The 20,663-nt window shown below is 63.5% G+C and carries 18 protein-coding genes, 1 tRNA gene and 1 riboswitch; of the genes, 6 read left to right on the top strand and 13 right to left on the bottom strand.

Annotation, left to right across the window (positions count from 1 at the left end):
- Window positions 1-22: 22 nt before the first annotated feature.
- Together G4G27_RS02750 and G4G27_RS02745 are read right to left on the bottom strand one after the other, a co-directional pair.
- Window positions 23-508, bottom strand: a complete 486-nt coding sequence (locus tag G4G27_RS02750) for a hypothetical protein (RefSeq protein WP_183111880.1) — start codon at window positions 506-508, stop codon at window positions 23-25.
- The gene (locus tag G4G27_RS02745; RefSeq protein ID WP_183111878.1) at window positions 505-1,041 is read right to left on the bottom strand and encodes a hypothetical protein; all 537 of its coding nucleotides are present in this window, start codon (window positions 1,039-1,041) and stop codon (window positions 505-507) included. The genes G4G27_RS02750 and G4G27_RS02745 overlap by 4 nt, the downstream gene beginning before the upstream one ends.
- 107 nt (window positions 1,042-1,148) lie before the next feature.
- Between G4G27_RS02745 and G4G27_RS02740 the strand changes: the two genes are divergently transcribed.
- Window positions 1,149-2,222 carry a helix-turn-helix domain-containing protein gene (locus G4G27_RS02740; protein ID WP_183111876.1) on the top strand — a complete coding sequence of 358 codons (1,074 nt, stop codon included), beginning with the start codon at window positions 1,149-1,151 and terminating at the stop codon, window positions 2,220-2,222.
- Between the two features lie 110 nt (window positions 2,223-2,332).
- Window positions 2,333-3,130, top strand: a complete 798-nt coding sequence (locus G4G27_RS02735; RefSeq protein WP_183111874.1) for a sterol desaturase family protein — start codon at window positions 2,333-2,335, stop codon at window positions 3,128-3,130.
- Between the two features lie 79 nt (window positions 3,131-3,209).
- On the opposite strand, the gene G4G27_RS02730 is transcribed toward G4G27_RS02735, so the two are convergent.
- Window positions 3,210-4,640, bottom strand: coding sequence for an aldehyde dehydrogenase family protein (locus G4G27_RS02730; RefSeq protein WP_183111872.1), 1,431 nt, complete (start codon window positions 4,638-4,640; stop codon window positions 3,210-3,212).
- Window positions 4,641-4,883: 243 nt separating this feature from the next.
- Here G4G27_RS02730 and G4G27_RS02725 point away from each other — a divergent pair, with 243 nt between their 5' ends.
- On the top strand, window positions 4,884-5,750 hold the full coding sequence (locus G4G27_RS02725) for a LysR family transcriptional regulator (protein ID WP_183111870.1): 867 nt from the start codon (window positions 4,884-4,886) through the stop codon (window positions 5,748-5,750).
- An 8-nt stretch (window positions 5,751-5,758) separates the two neighbouring features.
- Here G4G27_RS02725 and G4G27_RS02720 read toward each other — a convergent pair whose 3' ends face one another.
- From G4G27_RS02720 to putA, 6 genes are all read right to left on the bottom strand, one after another.
- Window positions 5,759-6,367 (bottom strand): DUF1287 domain-containing protein, encoded by a 609-nt coding sequence (locus G4G27_RS02720; RefSeq protein ID WP_183111868.1) that lies wholly within the window; start codon window positions 6,365-6,367, stop codon window positions 5,759-5,761.
- A 166-nt stretch (window positions 6,368-6,533) separates the two neighbouring features.
- Entirely contained in the window at window positions 6,534-7,304 is a 771-nt protein-coding gene (locus G4G27_RS02715; RefSeq protein ID WP_183111866.1) for an ABC transporter ATP-binding protein, read from the bottom strand.
- A complete protein-coding gene (locus G4G27_RS02710) occupies window positions 7,295-8,260 on the bottom strand; it encodes an iron ABC transporter permease (RefSeq protein WP_183111865.1) in 966 nt (321 codons plus the stop codon). The genes G4G27_RS02715 and G4G27_RS02710 overlap by 10 nt, the downstream gene beginning before the upstream one ends.
- The gene (locus G4G27_RS02705) at window positions 8,257-9,084 is read right to left on the bottom strand and encodes an ABC transporter substrate-binding protein (RefSeq protein ID WP_183111863.1); all 828 of its coding nucleotides are present in this window, start codon (window positions 9,082-9,084) and stop codon (window positions 8,257-8,259) included. The genes G4G27_RS02710 and G4G27_RS02705 overlap by 4 nt, the downstream gene beginning before the upstream one ends.
- Complete coding sequence (locus G4G27_RS02700; RefSeq protein WP_183111861.1) at window positions 9,084-10,997, bottom strand: TonB-dependent receptor; 1,914 nt, start codon at window positions 10,995-10,997, stop codon at window positions 9,084-9,086. The genes G4G27_RS02705 and G4G27_RS02700 overlap by 1 nt, the downstream gene beginning before the upstream one ends.
- A gap of 138 nt (window positions 10,998-11,135) precedes the next feature.
- Window positions 11,136-11,346: riboswitch (cobalamin riboswitch) on the bottom strand.
- Window positions 11,347-11,618: 272 nt separating this feature from the next.
- Complete coding sequence (gene putA / locus G4G27_RS02695) at window positions 11,619-14,720, bottom strand: bifunctional proline dehydrogenase/L-glutamate gamma-semialdehyde dehydrogenase PutA (RefSeq protein WP_183111859.1); 3,102 nt, start codon at window positions 14,718-14,720, stop codon at window positions 11,619-11,621.
- 213 nt (window positions 14,721-14,933) lie between these two features.
- Here putA and G4G27_RS02690 point away from each other — a divergent pair, with 213 nt between their 5' ends.
- Window positions 14,934-15,335 (top strand): Lrp/AsnC ligand binding domain-containing protein, encoded by a 402-nt coding sequence (locus tag G4G27_RS02690; RefSeq protein ID WP_244624521.1) that lies wholly within the window; start codon window positions 14,934-14,936, stop codon window positions 15,333-15,335.
- Between the two features lie 333 nt (window positions 15,336-15,668).
- On the opposite strand, the gene G4G27_RS02685 is transcribed toward G4G27_RS02690, so the two are convergent.
- Both G4G27_RS02685 and G4G27_RS02680 read right to left on the bottom strand, forming a co-directional pair.
- Window positions 15,669-15,743 (bottom strand) — tRNA-Val (locus G4G27_RS02685).
- Between the two features lie 278 nt (window positions 15,744-16,021).
- On the bottom strand, window positions 16,022-16,399 hold the full coding sequence (locus G4G27_RS02680; RefSeq protein WP_183113568.1) for a response regulator: 378 nt from the start codon (window positions 16,397-16,399) through the stop codon (window positions 16,022-16,024).
- Between the two features lie 109 nt (window positions 16,400-16,508).
- Between G4G27_RS02680 and G4G27_RS02675 the strand changes: the two genes are divergently transcribed.
- Entirely contained in the window at window positions 16,509-17,357 is an 849-nt protein-coding gene (locus G4G27_RS02675) for an N-formylglutamate amidohydrolase (protein WP_183111857.1), read from the top strand.
- 274 nt (window positions 17,358-17,631) lie between these two features.
- Here G4G27_RS02675 and G4G27_RS02670 read toward each other — a convergent pair whose 3' ends face one another.
- Window positions 17,632-17,961, bottom strand: a complete 330-nt coding sequence (locus tag G4G27_RS02670; RefSeq protein ID WP_183111856.1) for a UrcA family protein — start codon at window positions 17,959-17,961, stop codon at window positions 17,632-17,634.
- A gap of 122 nt (window positions 17,962-18,083) precedes the next feature.
- On the opposite strand from G4G27_RS02670, the gene G4G27_RS02665 reads away from it, so the two are divergent.
- Window positions 18,084-19,004, top strand: a complete 921-nt coding sequence (locus tag G4G27_RS02665; protein WP_183111854.1) for a LysR family transcriptional regulator — start codon at window positions 18,084-18,086, stop codon at window positions 19,002-19,004.
- 217 nt (window positions 19,005-19,221) lie between these two features.
- On the opposite strand, the gene lpdA is transcribed toward G4G27_RS02665, so the two are convergent.
- Window positions 19,222-20,613, bottom strand: a complete 1,392-nt coding sequence (lpdA, locus tag G4G27_RS02660; protein WP_183111853.1) for a dihydrolipoyl dehydrogenase — start codon at window positions 20,611-20,613, stop codon at window positions 19,222-19,224.
- Window positions 20,614-20,663: the final 50 nt, after the last annotated feature.

The following is a 20,663-nucleotide window of genomic DNA, read 5'->3' as shown; positions in this document are numbered from 1 at the left end:
TCTTCATATCCATGCGATTGCCCTAGCAGCGCTCATAACGGAAGGTTGCAGCGGGCGATTGTTCAGTCCGCAGCAATGCTGTGCCCGCCGTGACGAGTTCAAGCGTGGTGCGCTTCCGCCAAGCCTGACCCTCACCCGTATAATCGAGATCGGCGACGACTTTATACTGCGACACCGGGGTCAGCGATGCGACCTTCGCGGTCGATTCGTAGAAGCTCAATTTGTCGGCAAAGACCGTCACCAATCCTTTGGTATCGCTGCGGCTGAAATCGCAATCGGCCGGAGTGATTCCCCAGCGACCGAGGAACGCCGGGGGCAGCGTCTTCGCCGCCTTGGCCGGGCTCGGCGTGCCGCCTCGGGGTAGACCGATCGCCGCGGCTTGCGCTTCGTTTTGCGCGACCACCGCCTCGATATTGGCGGCCGCCGCTTTTTCCTTCGCGTCTTCCGATGCATCGGACGAACAACCGGCGAGCGCCAGGGCGATAACGATGCCGCGTGCGCGCATCATACCGCCGGACATTTCGCATAGCGATACGACGAGGCCGGCTCTTCTTCGGTACGGAGCAGCGTCTTGCCGCCATCGGTCAGTTCGAACGCGGTCTTGCTGTTCCAGGTCTGGCCTTCGCCACTGAAGGAGAGATCCGCGATGAGCCGCGTCGGTGAGATCGCCTTGAGCGACGCGATCCTCGCGCGCGATTCGTAGAATTTGAGCGTTTCGGCGGACACCGTCAGCAAACCCTTGTTATCGTCGCGCTTCGGATCGCAGTCATTGGCGTTCATTCCCCAGCGACCCTGGTACGCGGCAGGAAAGGCATTGGCGGTTTTCGCGGTGGATGTCGGCGTGGGCATCGGGACATTGGTCGCATTGTCGGTGGTCGCCATGCTGTCGTTCGTCGTCTGGCCAGCAGCGGTGCCGGCGGCGCTATCATTGGCGACTTCGCTCTCCGAGATATCGATCGTGACGTTGGACGAGGTGGTCGGTTTTTCGCAAGCCGCGAGCATGCAGGCCAGCACGGCGGGGATGATCAGTTTCTTGGTCATGACGAAAACAGCGCCTCCAGGTGTCGAGGGATCGGAATTTGCCCGATCGCATCCGCTGTTAACGCATCCGGTCCGAAACCTCTCCCTCCGACACCATGGACGGCGCGGTGACGGCAAGTCATATCATCGGCGTGATGACCAAGCTGATCCTCCTCGATACGGCAATGCGGCTGCTGGCGATCGGCCAATTGCTGCTGATTGCGATCGTGATCGGCCGGGGTCGCGCACCGCGACCCGTGCGGCTGGCGACAGCGCTGCTGCTGACCGGCGTCGCCTGCTATCTGACGCTTGCTACGCTGCTGTTCCGGCCGATCAGCGGACCATTCTGGGCACTGGTCCAGTTGGCCGCGCAAAGCGTGCCATTGCTGTTGTGGATCTTCGCGCATCTGCTGTTCGAACGCGCGATCGACCGGCGTGCGGCGGCGATTGGCTTCATTGTGCTGATCGGCTGCTGGATCGGCTTCTTCTTCGCGGCGCTGTGGATGCCCGAAGCACGTTTCTGGATCGCCTTGCTTCAGCGCGGCGTATCGCTGGTGCTGATCGGTCATGCGATCCTGATCGCGATGCGCGAACGCGGCGACGATCTGATCGAGAAACGCCGGCGGCTGCGCGTCGGCTTCGTGGTCGTGGTCGGTGCGTTGTCGTTTATGGTGATCGTGCTGGAAATGCTGTTCGGATTTCAGCGCACGGGGGCGGGCGTCGCGATCGGTCAGGCCTTTGCGATCCTCGCCGCGACCACCGCAATGGGCGTCGCCCTGCTGCAGAGCGATCCCGAATTGCTGTTCGATCCGGCCCGGCCAGCACCGATTCCTGTTCCGAGCCTCAGTCCCGCCGAACATGTGCTGCGGCAGAAGCTCGACGTGGTGATCGCCGGGGCGATCCATCGCGAACCGGGACTGTCGATCGGTTCGCTCGCCGAACGGCTCGGTGTACCCGAACACCGACTGCGTGGGCTGATCAACCAGCGGCTTGGCTATCGCAATTTCTCGGCGTTCCTGAACCATCACCGCATCGCCGAAGCGAAGCTGTGGCTGGCCGATCCGGCCCGGGTCGATCTGCCGATCCTGACCATGGCAATGGATCTCGGGTATGGCTCGCTTGCGCCGTTCAATCGCGCGTTTCGCGAGGAGACCGGCGTGACACCGAGCGAATTCCGTCGTGCCGCGATCGTCGCCAATTGAAAAAAGCCGATCGATTGCGGAATCGATCGGAGTTTTTCAGCCGCGCGCAGCCACCCATCGATCGTTAGCGTAGCGCCGGTCGGGAAGACCTGCCCCGACGGAGCCGCGTGATGATCGAGACGCTGAAGACCATTGCCCTCCACTGGGCGCACAGCTTCCAGGTCGAGATGATCCGCTATCTGTTCGGGGCGGCGGGCGTCGCGCTGACTTATTGGCTGTTGCGGCGCTGGACGGCGTCGCGGCGCATCCAGCAACGCACCGCGACCATGGCCGACCGCCGACGCGAATTGCGTCTGTCGGTGCAGACCATCGCGATCTTCGGCGTGGTGAATTTGATCACCTTCGCGGCGATCGGCGCGGGCATCGTCCGGATCGGTCATACGCCCGATCTGGCGATCCTCGCTGCGCAATTGATCGTCATGGTCATTGCCCACGACGCCTATTTCTACTGGATGCACCGCGGGCTGCATTTGCGTGCGATGTTCCGCCGCGCCCATGCCGCGCATCACGTGTCGCGCACCCCGACCAGTTGGGCATCCTATGCCTTCGCACCGATCGAATCGGTGACCGAGGCGCTTTATGTGCCGGTGCTGCTGATCGGCATGTCGCAGGTCGCGCCGATCCAGCCGCTCGCCGTGTTCATCTTTCTCGGCCATCAGATCGCACGCAACGCGATCGGCCATTCCGGACATGAGCTGGCGTGGAGCGGCTTCACCAAAAGCCGCTGGACCGGATGGCTGACCACCACCACGCATCACGACCTGCATCACAGCGAGGGTCGGTATAATTTCGGACTCTATTTCACCTGGTGGGACCGGATGATGGGCACCGAACATCCGCGTTATCATGAGAAGTTCGAGGCCGTCGCGGCACACGTGAAGGCTTCGCCCGAGCTGGTAACCGCGTAACGGGTGAGCAAGCGACGAGTCATCGTGACCGCATATGCCGGCACGATAATCCAGATCGCCGCTGCCCCCACAAGCCGGATCAGGCCAGCTTGGCCATCACATCGCCGAACAGTTCCTCGTCCGACACCAGTACCTTGGGCGTGGCGAGCGGCTTCGACACCCAGGTCTCGTTGATCAGGTCGCGCCAGGTGATGTTGTTGTTGGTGCCGTTGCCACCCCAGGAGCCGCAGCCGAGCGAGAAGGTCTGGCGCATGCCGTTCCATAGATTGCCGCTGTTCGAGGCGGATTGTGGCTGATTGACCATCACGCGGCTGGTGCGCGTCGCATTGGCGAGCTTCATGATGTTCGCGTCCGAACGCGAATAGATGCCGCAGCTATGCCCCTGCCCCTGATAGGACTGGATCGCGTTGGTCAGGCGGATCGCGTCGTCGATATCCTTCGCGCGGTAAAGCGCCATCGCCACCGTCATCTTCTCACCCGAAAAGGGATGGTCGGGACCATAACCGGTTTCCGGGATGATGAAGAATTGCGTGCCTTCGGGGATTTCGAAGCCGGCGAAATCAGCGATGAACTTCGGCGTCTGTGCGACGACCTTGGCGTTGATGTGGCCGTCGACCCACAACACGTCCTGGAACTTCTGCTTCGCCTCGGCATCGAGGATGAAACCGCCCTTGCCCTGCAGCTTGGCGAGCATCTCGTCATAGATCGCGTCGAGCAGGATGACGCTGTTGTCCGATGAGCAGGACGCGGCAAGATCGAGCGTCTTGGAGATGCGGATTTTTTCCGCCGCATCGTCGAGATCGGCGGTGTCGTCGACCGTGATCACCGCATTGCCGACACCGACGCCGAGCGCCGGCGTGCCGCTGGAATAAGCCGCGGTGACCATTGCACCGCCGCCGGTGGCGAGGATGCGGTCGCACTGCTTCATCAGCTCGTTGGTCTTGTTGACCGACGGCGTATCGATGCTGATCACGAGATCCGCCGGCGCGCCCATCGCGACGATTGCTTCGCGCATATAATCGCAGATCAGCTTGTTGGTCAGTTTCGCGCGTGGATGCGGCGCGATGATGATCGAGTTGCGCCCCTTGACCGAGCTAATCGCCTTGATCACCGGAGTCGCCTCGGGATTGGTCGAGGGCGACAGCGCGCCGATCACCCCGACCGGCTTGGCGATCTTCACGATGTTGCGGATCGGGTCCTCCTCGATCACGCCAACCGACTTGTCGTCGATGATGTCCATCAGCGTCGCGCGGGTCTTGCGGAAAATCTTGAGGAACTTGCCGTCGTAATTGCCCAGCTGGGTCTCATCGACGGTGAACTGGGCGATCTCCTTGGCGCGATCCTCGCGCGCGACCGACCACACCATTGCGCGGATCAGCGCATCGACCTGTTCTTGTGTGTAATTCTCGATCTGGGCCTGGGCAGCGCGCGAGCGGGCGACCAGCGCCGCCACTTCAGCGGTGTCGGCGGTTTCCTGCTCGGTGACGAACTTGACGTTTTCCTGGCCCATATCGTGTTCCTTTGGCGCGTCGCGTGGCCCGTCGGCTGCGACATCGCGGCCGGAGGGCGAGTGAGAGACTGGAGGATGTGTCGCGAGCCGGGCTGTAATACCTTGCGTGTCCGGCAGTCGGGGTCGATCCTCTCGGCTTTTTAGTTGCGCGGCTTATCTCACTAGGCATTTCTGCCTTCAAGTGCCTATAATCGCCGCTGCTATGTGCATTTTTGCATTAGGCGGGCTTTTTGCGGGGGCCGGTTGCGGAACTGGGATGATCTGAGAATTTTTCTCGCAGTGGCGCGGGCCGGGCGGATTGCGCCCGCCGCACGGCTGCTCGGGATCGACGTGACGACGGTGTCGCGGCGGCTCGCGCGGCTCGGTGCGGAGACCGGCGCGCCACTGTTCGAGACATTGGGCGGCGACCGGCGGTTGAGCGAGGCGGGTCAGGCGATGCTCGCCCATGCCGAGACGATCGAGGCAGCAGTGATCGCGGCGAGCGAGGGCGACCCGAGCGGCGCGCTGGCCGGGCATGTGCGCCTCAGCTTGGCAGAGGGGCTGGCGACGCATGTCGTGGCGCCGGGCGTGGCGGCGTTCCGCGCCGGGCATCCCAATATCCGGCTCGACCTGATCACCGCATCGGGTTTCCTCAATCCGTCTAAACGCGAAGCGGATGTCGCGGTGATGCTGGCGCGGCCGCGCAACCGGCAATTGCGCGCAACCAGGCTCGCCGATTATCAGCTCAAGCTCTATGCGACCCAGGGTTATCTTAGCGCGCACGGGATGCCGGCAAGCGCGGCCGAGCTCGCTGGCCATACGCTGATCAGTTATGTGCCCGAGCATATCCATGCGGTCGAACTGGACTATCTGTCCGAGATTCATGACGGACTGGTCGCACGGGCGCGCAGCACGAGCATCAACGTGCAGCATGCGATGATCCGCTCCGGCGCGGGGATCGGCATTCTGCCCAATTTCATCGCCACGCGCGACCGCACGCTGGTGCCGGTCCTGCCATCGGTAACGCTGGGCCGCAGCTTCTGGCTGGTGACGCATGAGGACACGCATGCGACCCCGCGTATCCAGGCGGTGATCGAATGGTTGCGCGGCTTCGCAGCGGGGATCAGCTGACTGCGTGATCAGCCATCGAGCATGAAGCGATAATGACCGGTCAGCTTGTAGGCGAACAACGCATCCTCCTCGCGTGCGCCCGCGCCGATATTATGGATCACCGCCCAGTTGCCGCTGCGCCCACGCCGGTCCGAGACGATGCCGGTATGCGGCAGTCGATCGTCGATCAGGCTGGTGAAGATATCCCCCGGCCGCCAACCCTGGGGCGATGTGGGGAGCGGCAGCCGCGCACCCTTGCGGGTCATCAGCGTCTGGAGATTGGGGACGCGGCGATGGTCGATATTGCGGTCCGGCCGGCGCAGCGCCCATCGCGTTGGATAGGCCGAAAAGGCCGCCCGCATATCGGCGTTGACCAGCGTCTGCAGGTCGATGCCAAACGCATCGCGATAGGCACGGATCAGCACGTCGGTACACACGCCCTTGCTGCGCGCCACGTCGCCATTGGGAAAGGCGAGCGACGTATAGGCCGGGTCGTAATGCAGCGTGACGCCGACCTGCCGGCGCGCCGCCGCGATCAGCATGGCCGCGGTGCGGCCGCCGCGCTGCGCGTGCAGCGGCGTCGCGGCGATAGCGCCCAGCCCGAGCAGAAAGGCGCGGCGGTGGAGATGGGTGGTCATATCGGGAGGATAGAAGCGATGTCGAACACGGCAAGGGTGAAACCAACCTCCGTTCGCCCTGAGCTTGTCGAAGGGCAAGCGCCACCAGCGCAATCCGTGCGGCAAGAGCGCTTCGACAGGTTCAGCACGAACGGCGGTGGGTCTGTTCGCCGTAACGAAGGAGGCTCTAGCGACCGACCGTCACCAACAGCGGCGGACCGTCGGGCGTATCCACCCAGCGCGCCTCGACGCCGAACACCAAGCGGATCGCCTCCGGCGTCAGCGCCTCGGCGACGGGGCCGAAGCCGGCCATCCGCCCGTCCTTGAGCAGCAACACATGGTCAGCCGCGCGCGCCGCCAGGCCAAGATCGTGAAGCACGATCGCAACCCCTGCCCCGGTCGAGGCGACGTCACGCAAGCGGTCGAGAATGTCGATCTGATGCGCGGGATCGAGGCTTGCCAGCGGCTCGTCGGCGAGCAGCCAGCCCGGTTCGCCGGCAAGCACACGGGCAAGCAATACGCGGGCGCGTTCCCCGCCGGACAATTCGTGGATCGGACGGTTGGCGAAGTCGATCGTCCCGGTCGCCGCCATCGCGCACATGATCGCATCGAGATCCGCCGCCGACGGCGCGACATAAGGCGCGCGGTGCGGCAATCGGCCAAGCGCGACGACATCGGCAGCGGGGACATTCCAGTGCACTGCGGCGTCCTGCGGTAGATATCCGATCAACCGCGCACGTTCGCGCGGATCGAGCGCGGCGACATCGCGGCCGTCGAGGCGGACGGTACCGCTGGCTGGTGCGATCAGCGCGGCGGCGGCCTTGACCAGGCTGCTCTTACCCGCGCCATTCGGGCCGAGGATCGCGGTAATGCGACCCGGCTTCAGCGTCGCGCTAATGCCGCTCAGGACCGGCCGCCGCGCCAGCGTTACACCGAGCGCGTCGAAGCTCAGCTCCATGACAGCCTCCGCCCCTTGAGCAGCAGCAGGAAGAAGAACGGCCCGCCTATCAGCGCCATCGCGACGCCAAGGCGAAGTTCGCCCGCGCCGGGAATCAGGCGGCACAGGCTGTCGGCGATCAGCACCAAAGCCGCGCCGCCGAGCGCGCTGGGCAACAGCAAAGCGCTTGGCTTGTGCCCGAACCACGGACGCAGCAGATGCGGCACGACCAGCCCGACAAAGCCAACCACGCCCGTCACCGCGACACTCGCGCCGATCGTCAGGCCGGTGCCAAGCACGACCAGCGCCTGCAGCCGGCCAAGCCGTACGCCAAGCGACCGGGCGGCGACTTCGCCCAAGGTCAGCGCGTCGAGCGAGCGGCCGGTGAGCAGCAACAACACCGCGCCCGCCGCCATGAACGGCACCGCGAGCGTGACGTCGTCGAGGCTGCGGTCGGTGAGCGCGCCCATCAGCCACTCGATTACTTCGGCCACCGCATAAGGGTTTGGCGCGACCGAGATGAGAAAGGCGGTCAGCGCGCCCGCAAGGCTGGCCAGCACCGTACCCGCCAGAATGAAGTGCACCGCGCTCGCCTGACGCCAGGTCAATGCGGCGAGCAGCATCATCGACCCGCTCGCGCCCGCCATCGCGCATGCAAAGACGATCAGCGGGCTGGCGGCGACGCCAAACACGATCGCCGACACCGCGCCGAGGGCTGCGCTCGACGAGACACCGACGACAGCGGGATCGGCGAGCGGATTGCGCAGATAGCCTTGCAGTACCGCGCCCGACAGACCGAGTACCGCGCCGATCGCCAGACCAAGCACCGCGCGCGGCAAACGCAGTTCGATGATGATCGCCCAGCGTGGATCGACGGAGAACCAGGCGGACAAGGGCACCCATGCCTTGCCTGCGATCAGCGAAAGGCCGAACGCGAGGGCCACGAGCAGGGTCAGCAGCGCGAGCTTCAGCTTCATGACAATGACCGCCGGATCTTGGCCAGCGTAGCAAGAGCGGGAATAATCGTCGGCCCGCCGCAATTGACCAAATTGCGTGGGAAATGCGCCTCGGTCGTCGCGGCACCCGTGCGCGCGAGAACGCGGCGACGCAGCGCGGCAGTGCGCGAGGTATCGTCGGGCGTCATGATCACGCGCGGGGGCCGTGCGGCGATGGTTTCGATCGGCAGGTTGCCGGTCGATGCAAGGCCGTAATCCGCCGCCGCATCGCGGAAACCGGCTTTGCGGAGAAGTTCGTCGAGCAAGGTGTCCGAGCCATTGACCAGGTCGCCGGCGATGTAGAGCAGCGCCGAAGGTCGAGTGCTGCCACCCTCTCGTTCGGGCTGGGTTGCAGCGATCACCGCCGCGTCGATGCGCACGTTGAGCGCCTTGCCCCGTGCCGTCGCACCCAGTGCAGCGGCAACCTCAATGATCTGCGCCTTGCTTGCCTCCACGGTGGTCGGCGAATTCATCACCAATATCTTCAACCCGGCGCGCTCATAGGCCGCGCGGGTGGCCAGCGGTGTAAAGCTGCTGGTCAGCACCAGTTCGGGGTCGAGCGCGATGACTTCCTCCGCCGTCCCCGCCGTCGACGGGAAGCGCCGCGCCACATCCGCTGCGATCGAGCTGGCGGCGGGGTTGTGCGAATAATGGCTGATCGCGGCGATGCGATCCGGCTCGACCAGCTCGATCAGGATCGCATCGGCACACGGGTTGGTGGAGACGATCCCGCCGCGCGCCACATGTGCCGGCTGAGCGCAGCCCGCGAGCATGATGGCGAACAGCGGGATCGCTCCGCGCCTCATCAGTCGAACTTCACGCGCACGCCGCCATAAGCCGCGCGGCCATAGGTGCCATAGCCATAGACGGTGCTGTACTGCTCATCGAACAGGTTATCCACGCGGCCATAGATTTCAAACCGGTCGGCAATGCGGATCGAGGCGCGGAGGCCGGCCAGCACATAGCCGTCGAGACTGCGCGTGTTCGCAACATCGTCGAAGCTGTCGCCGACCTGGGTCAATGTGGCGCCGGTCGACAGGCCGAACGACCAGTCATAGTCCATCGATACGCTGACCGCATCGTCCGCACGGCGCGCCAGCTTTTTATCAAAACTCGCAGGGTCGAGCGAACGATCGCGAGCGTCGATATAACTATAGGCCGCAGTGAAGGTCAGCGCATCGACCGGGCGCAGCGCGAGCGTGAATTCCGCACCCTTGGCCCGGGTCTTGTCGATATTCCGATAATTGCCAGTGAAAGGGCCCGTAGCGAAAAAATCGATCTGATCGCGGGTATCACGCTGGAACAGGGTCACGGATGCCTTTGCCCGCCCTGCGAGCAAGGACTGGTCGACGCCGATATCGTAGCTGCGTGACCGTTCAGGCCGGAGCAGATCATTGCCGCTAAAGCCATCGTAAAGCTGATAGAGTGACGGCGCCTTGAACCCTTCCCCATAGCTCAGTCGAAAATTGGTGGCGCCGTGATTGGGCGAATAATTGGCATTCGCGCCGAGGGTCGTCGCGCCACCGAACTGGCTGTGATCGTCGTGGCGCACACCAGCCGTAAGCGAAAGACCCGCAAGCGGCTGCACCACGGCAAGACCGTAGACGCTGTCGGTATTGGCCTTCCGATGATCATCCGATCCAAAGCCGGCAAAATCATATTCCGGCTTTTCATGCTCATAGCCGAAGATCAGCTTTGCCTGCTCGATAGGCTGCAACACACCCTGATATTCGAAGCGTAGGTTTTTGCCGGAATAGCCGTAATCGGGCGTATTCGAGCGTACGAAATAATAGTCTCGGTCATGCTTGAACCAGGTCACCGCGAAGCGGTTCTTGAGCAGGCCATTGAACAGTACCGCGTTGACCCCGGCATAGCCGATATATTGCTTTGACTTGCTTACATCTGTGCTGTCGGCCGGTGCACCGAAGAAGCTGTCATAATCGAGATCGGCGTCAATATAATAGCCGCGCAGATCGAGGCTGATATCGTCGCTGAACGCGACCCTCAGCTTCGCATTTGCGGTCAGGTTCTTGTAGCCGTCCTTCTCGGTCGCACCGAATGCCTTGCTCGCCGAAGAGATACCATCGGTATCGAAATAGGAAATGCCGGCACCGCCCGAAAACATGCCACTACCGCCGGAAATATCGGCTTTGGCGTTGACGGTGTTGCTATAGCCATAATCGGCCGACGCATGGGCCGCCAAGCCATCGGTCGGACCGGCGGTCATCACATTGACCACGCCGCCGATCGCCTGGCTGCCGAACGCCACCGAGTTGGAACCGCGCAGCACTTCGATGCGCTGAATGTTGCCGACCAGCAGATTGCCGAAATCGAACATGTCGCCGATTCCGCTCGGGTCATTGACCTTGACGCCGTCGATGAGCACCAGCGTCTGGGTGGTTTCCGCGCCGCGCAGCGACACGCCAGTGACCGTCCCGGTGGTGCCGGCGCGGTTGAAACGTACGCCAGGCGTGGTCGCGATCAGGTCGGTGACGTTGATCTCCTGACGGCGGCGGATCGTGTCGGCATCGATTACGGTGATCGCCTGGCCAACCTGGTCGACCGGCTGTTCCACTCCGGTCGCGGTGACGACGATTTCCTTTTGCATCGCATCGGCGATGATGATGCCTTCGCCTTCAGCCGGCACTTCCTGTGCGAAAACGGGAGTCGCGGCGAACAGAGCCGCAGTAGTCAGCAGAATCTTACGGTATTCGAACATGGTATGCCCCTTTGCATGGGGCCATGTACCGGATGCCGTGGAGCGACAGCCGGCCAATGGCCCGGTCCATGTCGCTCGCTCAAAGGTTCGCCCCCTTTGGGGTTTCGCCCTCGTCCGCCCGGGTCTTCCCGCCCGCGCAGTGGATCGACTGTGGCGGGCAGGTCTCCTGACTTCCGGGTCGTCGCCTGCGTTCCGCCTTCCCAGGCCCGATCGGCCCAGTGGCATGAATGGAACACCGGCTATCCGGTTACAGTTGCGGGAACAGCGCCGGATTGGCGGACCTGCAGGTCCACGCACCGAACTTCCCTTTTGCTTCCCGTCTCCGGGAACCCGTCACGACGCGGGCCCTACGCCGCCCGTCGTCGCAGTGCAACCATCCGTCGCCGACCGCGTTAGTAAATTTGGAGGAAAGAAAGAGGATAACGAGCCATTCGCAGCTCATTCCTTGAAGGAACTGGTCGTGAGAACATTGGTGTTGAAACATCTTCCGCCCGAACTGCCGCATGACGACAGACCCATGGCGCCGGGCAGCGGCCTCGTCATCGCAGCCGCCATTTCGATCCTGCTTTGGGCAATGATCGCGGGCCTTATCGCGATAGTATGAAGCGACTGGCGGGCGAATCAGCTCGCCAGCAACGTCGCATTGCCGCCGGCTGCGGTCGTATCCACGCATAGGGTTCGCTCGGTTGCGAAACGTGCGAGATAATGCGGCCCGCCCGCCTTCGGCCCCGTCCCCGACAAGCCTTCGCCGCCAAAGGGCTGGCTGCCGACCACCGCGCCGATCTGGTTGCGGTTGACATAGACGTTGCCGACCCGCGCTCGCGCGACGACGCGTTCGATCGTCGTGTCGATCCGGCTGTGCACGCCAAGGGTCAGACCGAAGCCGGTCGCGTTGATCGCATCGATCACCGCATCAAGACCGTCGGCCGGGAAGCGCACGACATGAAGCAACGGGCCGAAATGCTCCTGTTTCAATGCCGCGATACCAGGAATGGTGAAAGCGGCAGGAGCAACGAAGTCGCCTTTGCTCGCAGGAAGCGCGAGGCGGCAAACCGTCGAACCAGTCAGTTCGTCACTGTGCTTCTGCAAGGATTCGCGCGCGGGCGCGTCGATCACTGGCCCCACATCGGTCGATAGCTTGCGCGGATCGCCGATCGTCAGCGCCTGCATCGCACCGGTGATCATTTCCAGCACGCCATCGGCGATATCGTCCTGCAGATAGAGCACGCGCAGTGCCGAGCAACGCTGCCCCGCGCTCTGGAATGCGGACTGAACCACATCGCGCGTGACCTGTTCGGGCAGCGCGGAGCTGTCGACGATCATCGCATTCTGGCCGCCGGTTTCGGCGATCAGGGGCACGATCGGCCCGTCGCGCTGCGCCAGCGTCAGGTTGATCGAACGCGCGGTGTTGGTCGATCCGGTGAACACCACGCCGCCGATGTCTGGATTGGCGACCAGCGCCGCACCGACATCGCCGCCGCCGGGCAACAGATGCAACACATCGGCGGGGATGCCGGCCTCACGCAGCAGTTCGACCGCCCGCGCCGCGATCAGTGGCGTCTGGCCGGCGGGCTTGGCGACGACCGTATTGCCCGCCGCGAGCGCGGCGGCGATCTGGCCAGTGAAGATGGCGAGCGGGAAGTTCCACGGGCTGATCGCCGCGATCACGCCGCGGCCGTGCAGGGTCAATGTGTTGGATTCGCCGGTCGGGCCGGGCAGTGGATCGGCGGGGCCAAACTGGCGACGTGCTTCAATCGCATAATAACGCAGAAAATCGACCGCCTCGCGCAGTTCGAGGATCGCATCGGGCACCGACTTTCCCGCCTCGCGCACGCAGAGCGAGAGTAGTTCGTCGGTGTGCCGTTCATAAAGCATGGCGGCTGTTTCCAGCGCCATGGCGCGGCTCTCGACGACGACCGCATCCCAATCCGGTTGGGCGGCCCGTGCCAGCGCCACCGCCTTGGCAACGGCGTCCGGTGATGCCGCGATGACCTTGCCGATGGTGATGCTGCGATCGAACGGCGCGGTGACCGGCGTGGAAACACCTTTGAGGCGCGCCTTGCCGACCATCGGCACCGCATCGGGATGCCAGGTCTCGAGCGCGGCGAGGCGCGCCATGAGCGGCACGCGCACCAGCGGATCGGACAGATCGATTCCCGCCGAGTTGAGCCGGTCGGGCGCGAACAACTGGCTCGGCAGCGGAATACGCGGGTTGCGGCCTATATCGAGTTCCGTCGTCGCCTCGACCGGATCGGCGATGATCGCCTCGACCGGCTGATCGGCATCGGCAAGGCGGTTGACGAACGAAGCGTTGGCGCCGTTTTCGAGCAGCCGGCGCACGAGATAGGCGAGCAATTCCTTGTGTCCGCCGACCGGCGCGTAGATGCGCACCGCGGTCGGCTTGTTGCCTTCGCCTTCGCGCAGCACTTCGTACAGTTCCTCGCCCATGCCGTGCAGGCGCTGGAATTCGAACAAGCGCTTGCCCGCCATCGCCTTGACCGCCGCGACGGTCGCCGCATTGTGTGTCGCGAAACCCGAATAGATCGCATCGTCGGCGGCAAGCAGACGGCGCGCGCAGGCCAGATAGGACACGTCGGTCGACGCCTTGCGGGTGAAAACCGGATAGTCGGCGAAGCCACCGACCTGCGTCGCCTTCACTTCACTGTCCCAATAGGCGCCCTTGACCAGCCGGACCATCATCTTGCGCTGGTAACGACGGGCAAGCGCGATGGTCCAATCGACCAGCGGTACCGCACGCTTCTGATAGGCCTGGATGACAATTCCGAAACCACGCCAGCCATTCCTGAACAGGCTGTCGTCGGCGACGATGGTCTCGATCAAATCCATCGACAGGTCGAGCCGATCGGCTTCCTCAGCGTCGATCGCGAGGCAGATATCGGCGGCGCAGGCATCGGCGACCAGCTCACGCAAACGTGGCAGCATCTCCGCCTTGATCCGGTCGACCTGCGTCCATTCGTAGCGCGGATGGAGCGCGGACAGCTTGACCGAGACGCCATCGACACCTTCGACCGGGCCTTTTCTGCGCGCCTTGCCGACTGCGGCGATCGCGGTCTTGTACGCCTTGAAATAGAAATCGGCGTCGGCCTGCGTCCGTGCCGCCTCTCCCAGCATGTCGAAGCTGTGTGTTTCAACGCCCGAGGCGCCGCGCTTCAAACCTTCGCCGATCGTGCGGCCGAACACGAAATGATGGCCGAGGATTCGCATCCCCTCGAAGATCGCACGGCGGATCACTGGCTTGCCGAGCCGCGCCACGGCGCGCTTGGCGACCGCCGCCCAATCCTCGCCCTCGCTCGGCGCGACGACGCTGCCGGTGAGCATCAGGCCGAAGGTCGATGCGTTGACGAACAGCGACTGCGAGCGGCCCAGATTGGCACTCCATTCCTTGCCGCCGATCTTGTCGGCGATCAGCCGGTCGCGCGTCGCGGCATCGGGGATGCGCAACAACGCCTCGGCCAGGCACATCAGCGCGATGCCCTCATCCGTCGACAGCGCGAAACTGTGCAGCAGGCTATCAACCGCATTGCCCTGCCCCTTGGCGCGCACGCCCTCGACCAGCTGTCGAGCCAGCGCCTGGGTAACAGCCAGTTCGGCTACGGGTATTTCGGCCTCGATCAGGCGCTGCGCCACACAGGCTTCCTCCTCCATGCGATAGGCGGCATGGACGGCGGCGCGGCTCAGGCCGGGAAGTGCGATCGAGGACATCGGCGAACACTCTGTTGAATGTGATAGGCAAATTTTGGTGACTAGCCGCCTCTATCGCAGCAACGACCAGAGGATAAAGCCTGTATATTTGCCTCGATATAGTGATATCCTCTGTCAAGATTATCAAGAACAGGAGAATTCACCATAACCTCGATCGCCAGGCCTGACGCTATCGACCGACGCATTCTCAGCGCGCTGCAGCGGGACGGACGCATGTCGAATCTGGCGCTGGCGCGGGAGGTCGGCCTGACGCCGACGCCGTGCCAGGAACGCGTCAAGCGGCTCGAACGCGACGGTTACATCAGCGGCTATGCCGCGCGGCTCGATCCCGTCCTGCTCGACCTTGGCTTGCTGGTGTTCGTCCAGGTAACGCTCGACCGGACCACGACAGACGTGTTCGGCCTGTTCGCGGCCGCGATCCAGTCTTTCGCATCAGTCACTGAATGTCACATGGTCGCCGGCGGATTCGATTATCTGCTCAAGATACGCTGCCGCGACATGGCGGATTATCGCCGCATCCTCGGCGACGAGCTCGGCTCGATCGACGGCATCGCCCAGACCCATACCTATGCGGTGATGGAGGAGATCAAGACCGAGACGGCACTGCCGGTCTGATCCGTTCAAAGCGAGGCAGGCGCTCGTGATCCTGTGGCAATGCTGCTTTTCGACAATAAGAAAGAGCGCACCGGTAATTCGGCAAGGCAAGGGATGAGATGCCAAATCCTGCCTCACGATTGAATCACTGCGGGCAACAGGGCTGCGGGGGCAAGCAGGAGATATGCTACACCGGTTGTTGCATATCTTTTCTCGCCTCCGCTCTAGCGAGACACATATAAATATCTTTATATAACAGGTATTAAGTCGAAACTTCAGGCTGAATGAAGTTCGCACGACTTCCGTGCAAACAACAAAAAAGCCCGCCAACTCATCGAGCTGGCGGGCTTTTAATGGTGGGCGTGGCAAGGATTGAACTTGCGACCCCTGCGATGTCAACACAGTGCTCTACCACTGAGCTACACGCCCACGCGCGGGCCCGAAGGCCATGCGAGTTGCGCGCTCTAGCGAGGGTTGCCGCCTCGCGCAAGCGCGGATGAGCTTGTTTGAAAATTCGCGGAAGAGCGAATTTCAAGGCGGTGCCGGCCCGCTCCCCCTCCCGGCCACCCATCCAGGATATTCTGTGGGTGGCCGGGAGGGGGAGCGGGCGGAGCAGCCCAAGGTTCCGGCGATGCGAAGCATCGTTGGAAAGGCTGCGGAAGGCGGCACCGCCAAAATGCACTGAAGGTGCATTTTCAAACAAGCCTTTAAAGCCCGCCGGTGGCGCTTTCCTTTTCGAACATCCGGTCGACCTCAAGCACCAGGTCGCGCAGATGGAACGGCTTGGACAGAACGCGCGCCTGCGGCATTTGCTTGCCTGCCTTGAGCGTGACGGCGGCAAAGCCGGTGATAAACATGACGCGCAGGTCCGGGACCATCTCACCGGCGCGTTGGGCCAGTTCGATGCCGTCCATCTCGGGCATGACGATATCGGTCAACAACAGGTCGAAATGCTCGGTCTCAAGCAGCGGAATCGCGGCGGTACCGCGGTCGACCGCGCTGACGGCATAGCCAGAACGCTCAAGCGCACGCGTCAGATATTCGCGCATCACCCGGTCGTCTTCAGCCAGCAGAATCCTGATCATTACGGTCCCACTCATTTGCGAACCGCCAGTGTATGCGCAAAGCCCTTAAGAAATTCCAGCCCACATCCACGCATTGCGACGAGAATGCGCCCAATCTACGGTGACCGCGATGGCTAATATCGCCCTGCCCTATGATCTTTATGGCCCGCTCGAGCCGGTCAGCCCGGTCATCCTGTCGGTGCCGCATGGTGGGCGCGATTATCCGCTGGCGTTGCGCGCGGCGATCCGAGTCCCATTGACCGCGCTTCGCCCGCTCGAGGACCGCCATATCGATACGCTGGCGATGGCAGCGCGGCACAGCGAGACGATGCTGGTACAGCAGCGCGCGCGCGCCTGGATCGATCTCAACCGCAGCGAGAATGAGCGCGACCCGCATATCGATGCCGGGGCCGACCGGCGTGCGCTCGGCCTGCAGTCGGCCAAGCTGCGCGGCGGACTCGGGCTGATCCCGCGCCGCCTGGCGAGTGCCGGCGAGATCTGGCAGCGCCGGTTGGAAGGCGAAGAGGTGATGGCCCGGATCGCCGGCGATCATCGCCCCTATCACGAATTGCTCGGCCGGTTGCTGACGACGGCACGGGCGCGCTTCGGGGTGGCGGTGTTACTTGACCTGCATTCGATGCCGTCCCTCGCATCGGGCAGCCAGATCGTGTTGGGTGATCGCTTCGGGCGCTCGGCAGCGGCGCGCTTCGTCCATCGGCTCGAAGCTGAGACGATGGCGGCGGGACTAAGCGGGGCGACCAACACGCCCTATGCGGGCGGACATATCCTCGACCGCCACGGTGCGCCCGCGAAGAATATCCATGCCGTGCAGGTCGAATTCGATCGCGCGCTGTATCTGGATGCCGCGCTCGATGCGCCTGGCAAGGGCTTGCGGGAAGCGGCACGCTTGCTGCGCTGCATGATCGATGCGCTCGCCGACGAAGCGCTTGCCGCGCCTGCGGCGCTCGCCGCCGAATAATCCATTTTCCCGATAAAAAAACCACCCCGGGCATACGCCCGAGGTGGCCAAGGTTCAGGGAGGAGATACACCCGAAGGTGCATCGCGAGGCCTCGCGAAAGGGGGGACACGGGGCCTCGTGACACCGATATAGGAAGGTGGTTTTCGGGGTTCAAGAGGTTTTTACCGCTTGAGCAATCAGTTTATTTCTTGGAGTCATCCATGACGGTTCAGTGACACCGACAAGCCGTACGGCGATCCGCGCCAGACATGGCACCGGCACGGAATAACAGTCTCAACGCGCGACCTCATTGGCCGCCATTTCGGGCTGTCGAACGCCATCGATCGCCTTGTTGCGTTGCGCCGCAGCAGCCGCAACCGCCTGTTTACGGCAGCGCCGGATTTCATTCTGGCCTGCGATATCGAAATCGGAAGCCGAGCCACAGGCTTTGCCAACGGCATGGTCGATGCGACGGTCGAGCGACCTGATACCGGCGTCAGTGCGCAGGTCGAGATCGGCATGGCTCACCCGGTAAGGCGAATTGCCGGTCGTGGTTTCTTGCGCCGACACAGGCGCAACGATGGTCGCGGCGGCCAGGGCCGCCAGCGTGAAAAGCGTCTTCATTGTCTGTCTCCGAAATTTGGGGAGGATTTCGGCACCGGTGCGAATTCTTTCTACGCCTCCATTTGCCGATTCGACGAACAACGATGTTGCACTGCCGTTATGCAAAAGTGCAGAACGTCCGGATGGTCGACTGGAATGACATCCGATATTTCCTGGCAGTGGCCGACACCGGCAGCACATTGGCCGCCGGCCGCGCGCTGAAGGTCAGCCAGACCACGGCAGCGAGACGAATCGCAGCGCTGGAGGATGCGCTGCAGGTCGCGCTGTTCGATCGCAGCCCCGGTGGTTACCGCCTGACTGAAGCGGGGGCGGACTTGCTGGTGCATGCCCGCGCCGTGCAGCGCACCGCCCAGGCGCTGAGCGACGCCGCCGCAGCGCAGCAACGCGAGGTCAGCGGCACGGTACGCGTCACGGCGCAGGAAATCCTGGCAGTCACCATTCTCTCGCCGATCCTGCGCGATCTGCATCAGGCCTATCCCGCGATCATGATCGATCTCGACACCAGCGAGGAAGTGCGCGACCTCGCGGCCGGTGCGGCCGATATCGCACTGCGTCACATCGTGCGCCCGACCGGCGCCGGTCTCGTCGGCCGACGGCTCGCCGACGATCATTGGACGCTCTATTGCAGCCGTTCCTACGCCGCCGAACATGGCTATCCGAGGCGCCGCAGCGAAGTCGCCGGTCACCCGCTGGTCGGCGGCGGCGAAAATGGCCTGTGGCGGCTGTATCGCGAGTGGCTGCAGAAAAACGGCCTGGAAGCCAGTGTGGTGATGCATCACAGTTCGGCGATGGGATTGCTCGCGGCGGTACGATCCGATGTCGGACTGGCGGTACTGCCGTGCCTGATCGCCGATAACGACCCGGATCTGGTACGCTGCCTGCCGCCAATGCCCGAAAGCCCGCGCGGCATATGGCTGCTGACTCACGAGCGGCTGCGCCACACGCCGCGCGTTCGTGTGGTGCTCGAATTCCTCGCTGAACGGCTGACCCGCCTGGCGCGAACCCAGTCAGGCGGCGCGGGGTATGAGGCGATTGGCGCATAAGCGCAGCACCGTTTCGGCGATTTCGCGTTCGCCTCGCACAAAGCCAAGCCAATAGGGCTGATCCGAACCAACACGGCGGCTGTCGCTTGGGTGTGGTGATATTCTCCACGAGTTGCGCCACCGGCCCAACCGCCCAAGAGGCAGATTCGCCGCGTCAGCTACGACAGATCCCGTCAGGCTGCGGAGGAGTGCCCCAGCCCGATTCGCTCGCGCGCCTTTAGATATGGATCGCCTTGCCCCGCACCGCCATTGCCGCTTCCTTGATCGCCTCGCTGTGCGTCGGATGCGCGTGGCAGGTATAGGCGATGTCCTCGCTCGTCGCGCCGAACTCCATCGCCTGTGCGGCCTGAGCGATCATCGTGCCGGCGGGAACCGCGATGCACCATACGCCGAGCACACGGTCGCTCTTGGCGTCGGCGATGATCTTCACAAAGCCGTCGGGTTCATGGTTGGTCTTGGCGCGGCTGTTGCCGGCCATCGGGAACTTGCCGACCTTGATCTCGCCCTTTTCCTTCGCCGCCTCCTCGGTAAGGCCGACACCGGCGATTTCGGGCCAGGTGTACACGACGCTCGGGATCACATCATGGTTCACGATGCCGGTGAGCCCGGCGATATTCTCGGCAACCGCGATGCCTTCGTCCTCGGCCTTGTGCGCAAGCATCGGACCGGGAACCACGTCGCCGATCGCCCAGATGCCGGGCACGCTGGTCTCGAAGCGATGGCCGATCTCGATCTGGCCGCGCTGATTGGTGGCGAGCCCGGCCTTGTCGAGCGCCAGGCCATCGGTGTTGGGGCGACGGCCGATCGAGACGAGCACGCAATCCGCCTCCAGCGTCGTCGCATCGCCGCCAGCCGCAGGTTCGAGCGTCAGCGTCGCCTTGTCACCCTTGACCGTGACGCCGGTGACCTTGGTCGACAGCTTGAACTCGATCCCTTGTTTCTTGAAAATCTTGTTCGATTCCTTGCGTATCTCGCCATCGAAGCCGGGCAGGATCTGGTCGAGGAATTCGACGCAAGTGACCTTCGCGCCGAGGCGGCGCCACACGCTGCCCAGTTCGAGGCCGATCACGCCGCCACCGATCACGACCAGATGCTCGGGCACCTTGGCCAATTCGAGCGCGCCGGTGCTGTCCACCACGACCTTCTGATCGATCTCCACGCCAGGCAGCGGGGTGACGCTGGAACCGGTGGCAATGATGATGTCCTTGGCGGTGACAGTCTTGTCACCAACCTGGACCGTGTGGGCATCGACGAAACTGCCGCGGCCCTTGAGCCATTCGACCTTGTTCTTCTTGAACAGGAAAGCGATGCCGCCGGTCAGCTGCTTGACCGCGTCGAGGCGCTGGCCGTGCATCGCCTCAAGATCGAGCTCGGGCGTCACCTTGATGCCAAGCTTGGCGAAGGTGCCGTTCGACGCCGCATCGAAATATTCCGACGCGTGGAGCATCGCCTTGGACGGAATACAGCCGACATTGAGGCAGGTGCCGCCCAGCGTTTCGCGGCTTTCCACGCACGCGGTGCGCAAGCCAAGCTGCGCCGCGCGGATCGCCGCGACGTAACCGCCGGGGCCGGAGCCGATCACCAGAACGTCGAAATCATAGTCAGCCATCACACACTCCGTTCGCCCTGAGCTTGTCGAAGGGCTGCGCTTTCTCTTTT

The sequence above is a fragment of the Sphingomonas sp. So64.6b genome, assembly GCF_014171475.1.
GTDB lineage: Bacteria > Pseudomonadota > Alphaproteobacteria > Sphingomonadales > Sphingomonadaceae > Sphingomonas > Sphingomonas alpina_A.
This window is presented reverse-complemented; position numbering and strand designations above follow the sequence as displayed.